The sequence below is a fragment of the Pantoea sp. ACRSC genome (assembly GCF_022346785.1).
GTDB lineage: Bacteria > Pseudomonadota > Gammaproteobacteria > Enterobacterales > Enterobacteriaceae > Pantoea > Pantoea alvi.
Map to the genome: position 1 here is coordinate 18,036 of NZ_JAKRNN010000020.1, position 11,212 is coordinate 29,247.

Sequence of the window (11,212 nt, forward strand, 5' to 3'; positions counted from 1 at the left end):
GGCGTGACAGCAAAGTACGGGGGGCGGCGACGGAAAACAGTGATCTCCCCACAAAATTGAAACGCTGTTTTATTTTTTGTTGTGGGTATGTTTCGTTATTTTGACCGCCGTCGCCATACCAGAGGGATTGGCTTCGTCCGCTGCGCTGGATCCGATGCGAACGCAGGCGGCATAACCGATAGCAATGCTGTCTGCGCTTCTCTGGCGCGAGACGCTTTGCTTTTCGATCGTGCCGCCTGCGTTAATGACGCTGGCGTGTTTTCAGGCGCGCGGGCGCGGCGGGTTACGCTTTTTGCCCGTACCAGGCGTTTTTGCCGTGTTTGCGCAGGTAGTGCAGATCGAGCAGCGTCTGATTGATGGGGGGCAAATCGGCGCGCAGCTGCTGGCTAAACAGTCCCATATAAGCCACCTCCTCCAGCACCACGGCGCTGTGTACCGCCGCGTGGGCGTCGCTTCCCCAGGCGAAAGGCCCGTGCGAGTTCACCAGCACCGCCGGTATGGCGCTGGGAGAGAGATCGCGCTGGGCGAAGGTCTCGATAATCACGCCGCCGGTATTCCATTCGTAGTCGTGCTGAATTTCGTCGTCGCGCATGGCGCGAGTACAGGGGATCTCACCGTAAAAATCGTCTGCGTGCGTCGTGCCCCAGGCTGGAATTGCCCGCCCCGCCTGCGCCCAGATGGTGGCATGACGCGAATGGGTGTGTACGATGCCGCCGACCTCTGGCCACGCCAGATAGAGCGCGCGGTGGGTAGCGGTATCGGACGACGGGCGCTTGTCGCCCTCTATAACCGCACCGCTGGCGAGATCCACCACCACCATATCGTCGCGCTGCATGCTGGCGTAGCTGACGCCTGAAGGCTTGATCACCAGCAGGCCCTGCTCGCGATCCACCGCGCTGACGTTGCCCCAGGTAAAGGTGACGAGGTTGTAGCGCGGCAAATCCAGGTTCGCTTCCAGAACCTGCTGTTTGAGTTGTTCCAGCATTGTTTTCTCCTGCTCAGATTGATCTCTGAATTGTGAAGGCGCTGGCTAAAAAGGTTATGGAGAGAGTGGCTGGAAAAGCGGCGGAAAACGGCTGATAAATGAAAAATGTGGCGTGAATTAGGAATCTTCCATCTTCGGAAAATTTGCATAAGGCTTAGAATTCACTCATGCAATGGGCGGATCTGTTTGCCGACTGCATTTATCTGCCCGAGACAACATTGTCCATAGTGAAAGGCATATCGGCATCTTCAGGGAAGAAGCGATGGCGTAATACGGGTAGAGATAATAACAGAGGAAAAAACCACCTATACTTAGGGTGTTGCCTCTGTGAGCACAACCAAGGAGAAGTTTATGACAACAAATATGAAACGTATTACCGCAGCTGTTTTGGCTACCACTTTAGTTGTCGCGCTGAGCGGCTGTTCAAACTGGTCAAAACGCGATCGTAACACCGCTATCGGCGCAGGCGCCGGCGCAATTGGTGGTTCGGTGTTAACGCACGGCAGCGCGCTCGGCACCCTGGGCGGCGCAGCAGTCGGCGGTGTCATCGGCCATCAGATCGATTAATGATCGAAAGGCAAATTTAATAATAAAGGCTACACAGCGTATTAATCTAACCATCGGGCTACAGACGTAGCCCGATTTTTATTTACCCGCCCGCCAGTTTTACCTTCAGGCCTTTGGCTTCCAGCAGCTGCTTAAGCAGATCGCGTTTGTCGCCCTGAATCTCAATAACGCCCTCTTTTACCGAGCCGCCGCAGCCGCATTTTTTCTTCAGCTCCGCGCCCAGCTTATTCAGAGCCTCGTCGTCAAGATCGAGCCCGGTAATCAGGCACACGCCTTTGCCTTTGCGGCCGCTGGTCTGGCGCTGAATGCGCACGATGCCGTCCCCTTTTGGACGTTCGACCTTCTCCTGCGGCGGCGCGATGCGGCCTGCGTCGGTTGAGTAAACCAGCGGATTGTCGCGGCTCATGCGGACTCCTTAAGCGAGGTTAAAATAGCTGACAGCGTGGCGGCGGGATCGGCCGACTGGGTAATCGGACGCCCGATCACCATATAGTCTACACCCGCCTGCTGCGCCTGCTGCGGCGTCATAATGCGGCGCTGATCGCCGGCGTCGCTGCCTGCCGGACGGATGCCCGGCGTGACCAGCGCAAAATCGGCGCCGATAGCGGTTTTAAAACGCGTGGCTTCGTGCGCGGAGCAGACCACGCCGTCGAGGCCGCACTCGCGGGTCAGCTTCGCCAGGCGCTCCGCCTGCTCGGCGGGCGACAGGGTAATGCCCAGGCCGCGCAGATCGTCGGCGTCCATGCTGGTTAATACCGTGACGGCAATCAGCAGCGGTGCATCCTTGCCGAACGGCAGCAGCGCTTCGCGCGCGGCGTTCATCATGCGCGCGCCGCCGCTGGCGTGTACGTTCACCATCCAGACGCCCAGATCCGCCGCTGCGGCAACCGCATGGGCGGTGGTATTGGGAATATCGTGGAATTTCAGGTCCAGAAAGACCTCGAAGCCGCGCTGCTGCAGATCTTTTACCAGCGCGGGGCCAAACAGGGTAAACATCTCTTTGCCGACTTTTAAGCGACAGCTCTGCGGATCAATCTGGTCGACAAAACGCAATGCGCTGTTGAGGTCGTGATAGTCGAGCGCCACCAGAATGGGCGACGTGGTCACGGTTGACGATAAAGGCATGGCATTTCCTCGTAATTGACGGCGGCAGGCAAAGGGGACAAACGGCAAGCATTCTACCCGCGCCTTATGCCAGGGACAACGTTTGCGGCGCCCTCGCCGCCTGCGTGGCGAGAAGTTGCACATTGCTGCATGGGCGCAAGTATCGTCCCAATCAGTATGTTGTAACTAAGAGCGTTGCGGTAAGTCAGACCGCGACGGTCAAGATTACTGACCGTCGAGTCCGCGTATCGGTTTCACCGAGGACCAGGTGCGGCAGGAGGGACAGTGCCAGTAGAGCGCATGAGCGGTAAAACCGCATTTCTGGCAGCGGTAGCGCGGCTTGGTGCGGATCTGCTCGCCCACCATATCACGCAGCACCATCAGACTCTCTTTTGCGCGCCCGTCCTCCGCTTCGTGCAGGTGGAAGTCCATCAGGCGATGGAAAACGCGCATGGTAGGATGACGCTGCAGCTGGCGATTGATATAGAGCTGTGCCGATTCCGGCCCTTCCTGACGCTCGAGGATATCGGACATATAGAGCTCGGCCGCCGCGCCGGTGTTCTCGTCCACGCAGCGCTGCAGAAACGCCGCCCAGGCGTCGGGCTGATTTAATCGCTGATAGCAGGTCTCCAGCATCGGCAGGGTTTCGCTCACCAGCTCTTTATCCTGATCCAGCACTCGCTGCAGATGGTCGATTGCTTTGGCGTATTCGCCCTTTTCGATCAGGATGCGTCCCATCATGATTGAGACGCGTGCACTCAGGCGATCGGCCGCCTCGCCCTTTTTCAGCAGGCTCATCGCGCGATCGAGATCGTCGCTGCTCATCGCCTGCAGCGCCAGCTCGCAGTAGAAGTGAGCGATCTCCCCTTTCTGCTTATCTTTACCCAGCTTCACCAGGCGCTCGGCGACGTCGATCGCCTGATGCCAGTCGCTGGTCGCCTGATGGATCAGCAGCAGCTGCTGCAGCGCGCTGATGCGAAAATCGGTCTCATCCGTCAGCTGCTTGAACATATCTTCGGCGCGATCGTACAGCCCGGCGGCCATATAGTCGCGGCCCAGCTGCTGTATCGCCAGCAGGCGCTGGTCGTAGTTAAGCGAGGCGCTCTCCATCAGCGACTGATGAATGCGTATCGCGCGATCCACCTCACCTCGCGAGCGGAACAGGTTACCCAGCGTCAGGTGCGCCTCCACCGTGCCGCTGTCCTCTTTCAGCATATCGAGAAAGAGATCGACCGCTTTATCCTGCTGGTTGGAGAGCAGAAAGTTAACGCCTGCAACGTAATCCCGCGACAGGCGACTCGCTTCCTGTTGCTTGTCCTGTTGCGCGCTGCGTCGCCCCATATACCAGCCGTAAGCCGCGGCGACGGGCAGTAACAGAAACAGCAATTCATGCATGGAGGACTATTCCCGACCCGTGACGGCAGTCGATGCGGCAGCAGGCGGCGCGCTTTTATCCAGCTGGGTCTGCATACGTTTGATTTTGCGCTGCGCATGCGCCAGGGAAACGCGAACGCGCAGCCAGAAGAGACCGCAGATGGCCCAGCCCAGCACAAATCCCGCGCCGAACAGCGAAGCCAGCAGCGTAGAGATACGGAATTCGCCCTGCGCCAGCAGATAGTTAAAGGTGATGACCTGGTCGTTATGCGCGCCTAAGGTGACGGAAATGATAAAAATGACCAATACCACTAAGAAAATCAGCAAATATTTCACAGTGCATCCTGTTGTGAGGTTATCTGGTAGAAGTATGCCAAAAAAGCGGCAACATTGCTGCTCCCTGCGGCGCCAGGCGCGTGGCTTTTAGGCAAGCGCAATCAATAATATGGGGATAAAGATCGCAATTACAATCCGTTTTCCCTCTGCGCCACTTCCTTTCGCTCTTCCGGCGGTAGCGTGAGCGGGCCGCAAAAGCGCTGCGCCAGCCAGGTGGCGAAGGTGACCAGCAGCCAGGAGAAGGCCACCGCCACCGCCAGATCGCCCGGCCAGTGCATGCCGAGCAGCAGACGGCTGGCCATCACCGCACCGGCCCAGACGCCAATCGCCGCGATGGTGATATAGCGGCGACGCGGCCAGAGCAGGCTCAGCGCCAGCAGCGCCCAGCTGGCGGCAAACATCGTATGGCCGGAAGGAAAGGCGAAGCCGGTTTCAAATGCCCAGTGGCGCTTTAGCCAGCCCGGCAGCATCTGGTCGCTGGCGAGCAGCTGATCGACGCGCTGGCCGCGCTCTTTGCGCGTCATGCTGTAGAACTCGCGCGCGTCCAGACCGTGGTTATGCTCCAGCCAGACCACATAAGGACGCGGCTCCTGAACCTGATCTTTGATATAGGACTTGCTGTATTGCCCGGTGAGAATCGTCGCGTTCATGATCAGCAGCAGCAGCAGCGCGGGCTTAAGGCGAAAGCGCAGACACCAGAGCACCCACAGGCTGAGCAGCAGGCTGGTCAGCGTGCCCCAGGGGCGCGTGACGGTTTCGGTCATCCAGTAGAGGACGCGCAGCAGCGCATCGCTTTCGCCCGGCTGCCAGCGCCAGCCGGTCGCCCAGACCACGAGCGGAATGATCATCAGCAGCAGCATGCCTACCGTAGTGCGACGCAAAATCTGCAGCATCCTTTCTCCTCTGATGCGGCCTCTTTCTGCCGCTTGCAAATAACTTTATCTTAAAAAATAATAACATAACTTGTTGCGCATTGGATATTCGTGCTTTATCACTACAATCGCTCTGACAAATTAGCAGCCCAACTTCACGTTGTGGCACAATATTGCCAATTTTTTCAGGCCATACTGGCCTGTGCGCTGTTTTAGAATAGCGCATCCTCTGAAGGTTCTGGAGAGTCACATGCAGCTTAAACGGGTGGCAGAAGCCAAACTGCCCACGCCCTGGGGCGATTTCCTCATGGTCGGTTTTGAAGAACTGGCAACCGGTCACGATCACGTCGCGCTGGTATTTGGCGACATCAGCGATAACACGCCCGTGCTGGCACGCGTTCATTCGGAATGCCTGACCGGCGACGCGCTGTTCAGCTTACGCTGCGATTGTGGTTTTCAACTGGAAGCGGCGCTGAACGCCATTGCCGAAGAGGGCCGCGGCGTACTGCTCTATCACCGCCAGGAAGGACGTAATATCGGCCTGCTGAATAAGATCCGCGCCTATGCGCTGCAGGATAAAGGCTATGACACCGTTGAGGCCAACCACCAGCTCGGCTTTGCCGCCGACGAGCGCGACTTCACGCTGTGCGCCGATATGTTCAAGCTGCTGGGGGTAAACGAGGTGCGTTTGCTGACTAACAATCCGCGTAAGGTAGAGATCCTCAGCGAAGCGGGCATCAATATCGTCGAGCGCGTGCCGCTGATCGTCGGCCGCAACCCAAAGAACGCGCACTATCTGGATACCAAAGCGGAAAAGATGGGCCATCTGCTGTCAAAACTGGAATAACCGCCCTCACCTTCTTACTCACCCATCGTCAGTACAGAGAGGCGGCAGCCAAGGCCGAAGATCAAAGCGGCCTGCGCTATAAATAGCGCAGGCCAGCTGCCTTCTTTTTTGCGGTCGGGCACGGCCGCCCGCGTGAGCGCCGTGCCGCAGTACGCCGGGCGACCCCGGCGTTGCGCTTAGTTGAGCATATTGCGGATCACATAGTGCAAAATGCCGTCGTTACGGTAATAGGTTAGCTCGTTGCCGGTATCGATGCGGCAGCGCGTCTCCAGCGTCTCCTGCGTACCATCCGGGCGCGTCATCGTCACCTGCACCTTGCAACCCGGCTGGAGCTGCGACAGATTTTCGATGTCGAACAGCTCTTCGCCAGTCAGCTGCAGCGTTTTACGCGTTACGCCAGGGGCGAACTCCAGCGGCAGAATACCCATACCGATCAGGTTAGAGCGGTGAATTCGCTCGAACGATTCGGCGATCACCACGCGTACGCCCTGCAGGCGCGGCCCTTTCGCCGCCCAGTCGCGGCTTGAACCTGAGCCATACTCTTTACCGGCAATCACCGCCAGCGGCGTTCCCTCTTGTTGATACTTCATCGCCGCGTCGTAAATGGCCAGCTGCTCGCCGCTCGGAATATGACGGGTATAGCCGCCTTCCACTCCCGGCACCATCTCGTTACGAATACGAATATTGGCGAAGGTGCCGCGCATCATAACTTCATGGTTGCCGCGTCGTGAGCCATAGGAGTTAAAGTCGGCGCTGTCGACGCCGTGGGACTGCAGATAGCGTCCCGCCGGGCTATCAGCCTTGATGCTGCCGGCGGGAGAGATATGGTCGGTGGTTACGGAGTCGCCCAGCATCGCCAGCACGCGCGCCCCTTTGATATCCTCGACCGGTTTCGGCTCCCGTTCCATATCGTCAAAGAAGGGCGACAGGCGAATATAGGTAGAGCCTTCGTCCCACGCGTAGGTGGCCGCTTCACTCACTTTGATCTGCTGCCACTCTTTAGTGCCGTAGAACACCTCGGCGTACTCTTTATGGAACATATCGCTGGTCACCTGCTGCACCGCGGTGGCGATCTCTTCCGGCGACGGCCAGATATCCTTCAGGTAAACATCCCTGCCCTGCGCATCCTGACCCAGCGGGTCGGTCTGCAGATTGATCTTCATATTGCCCGCCAGCGCATAGGCGACCACCAGCGGCGGCGACGCCAGCCAGTTGGTTTTCACCAGCGGATGGATACGGCCCTCGAAGTTGCGGTTGCCGGAGAGCACCGCGCCGACGGTCAAGTCGCCCTGTTTAATTGCGGCTTCAATTTCGTCGGGCAGCGGCCCGGAGTTACCAATGCAGGTAGTACAGCCGTAGCCCACCAGGTTAAAGCCGAGCTTGTCGAGGTAGGGCGTCAGCTGCGCCACCGCCAGATAGTCGGAGACCACTTTTGAACCGGGTGCCAGCGAAGCTTTCACCCAGGGCTGACGCTTCAGACCGCGCTCCACTGCTTTTTTCGCCAGCAGCCCCGCCGCCATCAGCACGCTCGGGTTAGAGGTGTTGGTGCAGGAGGTAATGGCGCTGATCACCACGGCGCCATCTTCAATCTCATGGCTGAGGCCGGTGCGGCTGTCGGTATAGGTGACGGTTTTATGGGCTGGCTGAGTATGATTCACCTCCAGCTCGTTGCTGGCGTTGAACGCGGTGGGCACGTCGCCGAGGGAGACGCGATCCTGCGGGCGTTTCGGTCCGGCGATGCTCGATTCCACGCTCTCCATATCCAGCGCCAGCGAGCTGGTGAAGATCGGCTCGTCGCCCGGGTTGCGCCACAGGCCCTGCGTCTTCGCGTAGGCTTCCACCAGGGCGACCTGTTCGGCATCGCGCCCGGTCAGCGTCAGGTAGCCCAGCGTCACGTCGTCAATCGGGAAGAATCCGCAGGTCGCGCCATATTCCGGTGCCATATTGGCGATAGTGGCGCGATCGGCCAGCGGCAGATCCGCCAGCCCGTCGCCGTAAAACTCGACAAATTTGCCAACCACCCCATGCTTGCGCAGCATCTGGGTCACGGTCAGCACTAAATCGGTAGCGGTAATTCCTGGGCGCAGCTTGCCGGTCAGCTTAAAGCCAACCACGTCCGGGATCAGCATAGAGACCGGCTGGCCGAGCATGGCCGCTTCCGCTTCGATGCCGCCGACGCCCCAGCCCAGCACGCCGAGCGCGTTAATCATGGTGGTATGGGAGTCAGTGCCAACCAGGGTGTCCGGCCAGGCGAACTGTTTGCCGTCGATCTGCTCATGCCAGACCGACTTGCCCAGATACTCCAGGTTCACCTGGTGACAGATACCGGTGCCCGGCGGCACGACGCGGAATTTATTAAAGGCTTTCTGGCCCCAGCGTAAAAAAACATAGCGCTCGTGGTTGCGCGCCATCTCCAGCTCGACATTCTCTTCAAAGGCACTGTCGTCGCCGAAGCGGTCCACGGTAACGGAATGGTCGATAACCAGATCCACCGGCGAGAGCGGATTAACTTTTGCCACATCGCCGCCGAGGCGCTTCACCGCCTCGCGCATCGCAGCCAGATCCACCACCGCCGGCACGCCGGTAAAGTCCTGCATCAGCACGCGCGCAGGGCGATAGGCGATTTCTCGATCGGCATGGGCATTTTGCTGCCAGCCAACCAGCGCCTGAATATCTTCTTCCGTAACGGAATCGCCATCCTGCCAGCGCAGGAGATTCTCCAGCAGCACTTTTAACGATTTGGGAAGGCGGTCGATGTTACCGAGGTGTTGGGCGGCGCGGGGCAGACTGAAAATATGATACTGCTGTTTGTCGACCTGCAGTGTGTCCTGACTCTGCTGGCGTAGGGTGTCCGACATAGCTCCTCCTTTTCTTTCTTATCGTGATCGCGTTAACCTCAGAGAGAACAAGGTTTATGTTAAAGATAGACTACATTTTCTTTAACGTTTTGATTACAACACGAAATGCTACACCATTGTGCAGACAAACGAAAACGCCCCGCAGACTCTGCGGGGCGCTGGCGAAAAGAATAAGGAGAAATACCGCTTTCAGTTTATACAGCAATCCAGACGGCCGCAGCCCAGAATGCAAACGAGAATGCATATGCGCTCAGCCAGGAGATTTTGATGGTATTGATAGTCATATTCATACGTCACTCCTCCCGAATTCGGGCGTAAAAAAGTCCTGCTGTCATCCGTTATGTGATGACACCCTTTTTATATGCTGAGTGTAAAGATTGAGCTTTTAATTTGCTCGCCGGATAACCGGAAAGAGGTATTACACTGGCGAAGCCAGTAGCGCCTGCTGATTATTTGGCTTTCGTGTCCATGAAAGACTCGATGAAGTGACGCTGATTTTCACTCAGTTCCCAGCTATCCGGGATAGTCACTTTGTGTTCCGTCACGCTGCTCTCTTTGCTTTTGCAACCTGGAGCCTGCAGCTGTGGCGCGGATAACGACTGTTTACGGCTGAGTGTGTTCGCCCACATGGTTTAGCCCCATATACGCCAGATCATCAATACTACAACCACCCAGAACAGCGCAGAAGCAGCTATTACGGTTAACCAGGCTTTGCGACGGATGTTACCAGAACGCTCAACCTTGGTGCTTTTTGCCCGGAAGTCCGGTTGTACAGTCAGTCTCGTATCCATAGTTTTTGATAATCACTCTCAATAAAACGATTGATAACATCGATTAAGATTTAGGACGAATCCTAAACTCATTAAGGCCGAAAATCCAGTTATTTTTATTGAGCACAACGATTAAGACTATTAATCAACGTGGCCTGCAAACTTAAGAAATAATGAACCGCGACACATTTCCTTAATTGAATTATTACATTGCAAATTTGAGTTAAATTGCGATTAGGGCCAACTAATTCTTGAGTTAACTTTATAAGCCCTGATAAAAAGCGCTTTCACATCAGGTCTTAACTGGAGTATGGGAATTATCCTGGCAGTGCGCAAAGCGGCAAAGTAAAATTTGTGTACTGTTTCTCATTTAAGTAATGCAAACAAGAAAACATGTGATCGATGTTTCATTTACAAAAAAATAATAAAATTTTTCGACATTGAGGTGGCGCTAACGACTACGCACAAAAAAGGCTGCCCGGGGCAGCCTTTAAAAATGCTAAACGAAACGCGGACTTACTTAAACGGCAGTTTGATGTCTTTAAACATCGCCTCTATATCTTCGTTAGAGCGTAGCGCCACCGCCGCATCCACCACGTCGCGCGTCAGGTGCGGCGCAAAGCGCTGAATAAAATCATACATATAGCTACGCAAAAAGGTGCTGCGCCGGAAGCCGATTTTGGTGGTGCTGTTGGTAAAAATCTCCGCCGCTTCGATGCGCACCAGGTCAGGATCGGCGATGGGATCGACCGCCATGCTGGCGATGACGCCCACGCCCAGCCCTAAGCGCACATAGGTTTTGATGACGTCTGCGTCGGTGGCGGTGAAAACGATTCGCGGCGTCAGTCCTGCGCGGTTGAAGGCGGTGTCCAGCTCTGAGCGCCCGGTAAAGCCGAAGGTGTAGGTCACCAGCGGATATTCCGCCAGCTCTTCGATTGAGACCTGGCCCTTGCCCGCCAGCGGATGATCGGGCGTCACCACGATAGCGCGATTCCAGTGGTAGCACGGCAGCATGATTAAATCGTCATAGAGATGCAGCGCTTCGGTGGCGATGGCGAAATCGGCGTTGCCTTTAGAGACCGCCTCGGCGATTTGCGTTGGCGACCCCTGATGCATATGCAGCGAGACGCGCGGATAGCGCTCGATAAAGCCCTTGATTACGCCAGGCAAAGCGTAACGCGCCTGAGTATGGGTGGTCGCCACGTAGAGCGAGCCTTTATCCGGCCAGGTATGCTCACCCGCCACCGACTTTATCGCATCGACTTTGGACAGGACCTCGCGGGCGATGCGAATGATCTCTTCGCCCGCTGGCGTGACCTGGGTTAAATGCTTGCCGCTGCGCGCAAAGATCTGCACGCCCAGTTCATCCTCCAGCATGCGCACCTGCTTACTGATGCCCGGCTGAGAAGTGTAAAGCCCTTCTGCTGTCGAAGAGACGTTCAGGTTGTGATTAACCACTTCGACGATATAGCGCAACTGCTGCAATTTCATATCTGTTC

General features: G+C 56.8%; 11 protein-coding genes. 2 read left to right on the forward strand and 9 right to left on the reverse strand.

Annotated features, from left to right (window positions below):
- Nucleotides 1-283: 283 nt before the first annotated feature.
- The gene (gene araD, locus MHZ97_RS17320; RefSeq protein ID WP_103795957.1) at nucleotides 284-985 is read right to left on the reverse strand and encodes an L-ribulose-5-phosphate 4-epimerase; all 702 of its coding nucleotides are present in this window, start codon (nucleotides 983-985) and stop codon (nucleotides 284-286) included.
- Between the two features lie 351 nt (nucleotides 986-1,336).
- Here araD and osmB point away from each other — a divergent pair, with 351 nt between their 5' ends.
- Nucleotides 1,337-1,552, forward strand: coding sequence for an osmotically-inducible lipoprotein OsmB (gene osmB, locus MHZ97_RS17325; protein WP_103795958.1), 216 nt, complete (start codon nucleotides 1,337-1,339; stop codon nucleotides 1,550-1,552).
- Nucleotides 1,553-1,634: 82 nt separating this feature from the next.
- Here osmB and yciH read toward each other — a convergent pair whose 3' ends face one another.
- The 5 genes from yciH to pgpB form a co-directional block, all read right to left on the reverse strand.
- On the reverse strand, nucleotides 1,635-1,958 hold the full coding sequence (yciH, locus tag MHZ97_RS17330) for a stress response translation initiation inhibitor YciH (protein ID WP_103795959.1): 324 nt from the start codon (nucleotides 1,956-1,958) through the stop codon (nucleotides 1,635-1,637).
- Nucleotides 1,955-2,677 (reverse strand): orotidine-5'-phosphate decarboxylase, encoded by a 723-nt coding sequence (gene pyrF, locus MHZ97_RS17335; RefSeq protein ID WP_103795960.1) that lies wholly within the window; start codon nucleotides 2,675-2,677, stop codon nucleotides 1,955-1,957. Before pyrF ends, yciH begins: the two co-directional genes overlap by 4 nt.
- A 204-nt stretch (nucleotides 2,678-2,881) precedes the next feature.
- Nucleotides 2,882-4,051 carry a lipopolysaccharide assembly protein LapB gene (gene lapB / locus MHZ97_RS17340; RefSeq protein WP_239315235.1) on the reverse strand — a complete coding sequence of 390 codons (1,170 nt, stop codon included), beginning with the start codon at nucleotides 4,049-4,051 and terminating at the stop codon, nucleotides 2,882-2,884.
- 6 nt (nucleotides 4,052-4,057) lie between these two features.
- Nucleotides 4,058-4,366, reverse strand: coding sequence for a LapA family protein (locus MHZ97_RS17345; protein WP_103795962.1), 309 nt, complete (start codon nucleotides 4,364-4,366; stop codon nucleotides 4,058-4,060).
- Between the two features lie 128 nt (nucleotides 4,367-4,494).
- On the reverse strand, nucleotides 4,495-5,259 hold the full coding sequence (gene pgpB / locus MHZ97_RS17350) for a phosphatidylglycerophosphatase B (RefSeq protein WP_239315236.1): 765 nt from the start codon (nucleotides 5,257-5,259) through the stop codon (nucleotides 4,495-4,497).
- 229 nt (nucleotides 5,260-5,488) lie between these two features.
- Here pgpB and ribA point away from each other — a divergent pair, with 229 nt between their 5' ends.
- The gene (gene ribA / locus MHZ97_RS17355) at nucleotides 5,489-6,085 is read left to right on the forward strand and encodes a GTP cyclohydrolase II (protein WP_239315237.1); all 597 of its coding nucleotides are present in this window, start codon (nucleotides 5,489-5,491) and stop codon (nucleotides 6,083-6,085) included.
- 176 nt (nucleotides 6,086-6,261) lie between these two features.
- Here the strand turns inward: ribA and acnA are convergent, their stop codons facing one another.
- The 3 genes from acnA to cysB form a co-directional block, all read right to left on the reverse strand.
- Nucleotides 6,262-8,943 carry an aconitate hydratase AcnA gene (acnA, locus tag MHZ97_RS17360; protein WP_239315238.1) on the reverse strand — a complete coding sequence of 894 codons (2,682 nt, stop codon included), beginning with the start codon at nucleotides 8,941-8,943 and terminating at the stop codon, nucleotides 6,262-6,264.
- A 632-nt stretch (nucleotides 8,944-9,575) separates the two neighbouring features.
- A complete protein-coding gene (locus tag MHZ97_RS17365; protein WP_239315239.1) occupies nucleotides 9,576-9,734 on the reverse strand; it encodes a YmiA family putative membrane protein in 159 nt (52 codons plus the stop codon).
- A 495-nt stretch (nucleotides 9,735-10,229) separates the two neighbouring features.
- Nucleotides 10,230-11,204, reverse strand: a complete 975-nt coding sequence (cysB, locus tag MHZ97_RS17370) for an HTH-type transcriptional regulator CysB (protein WP_033746805.1) — start codon at nucleotides 11,202-11,204, stop codon at nucleotides 10,230-10,232.
- Nucleotides 11,205-11,212: the final 8 nt, after the last annotated feature.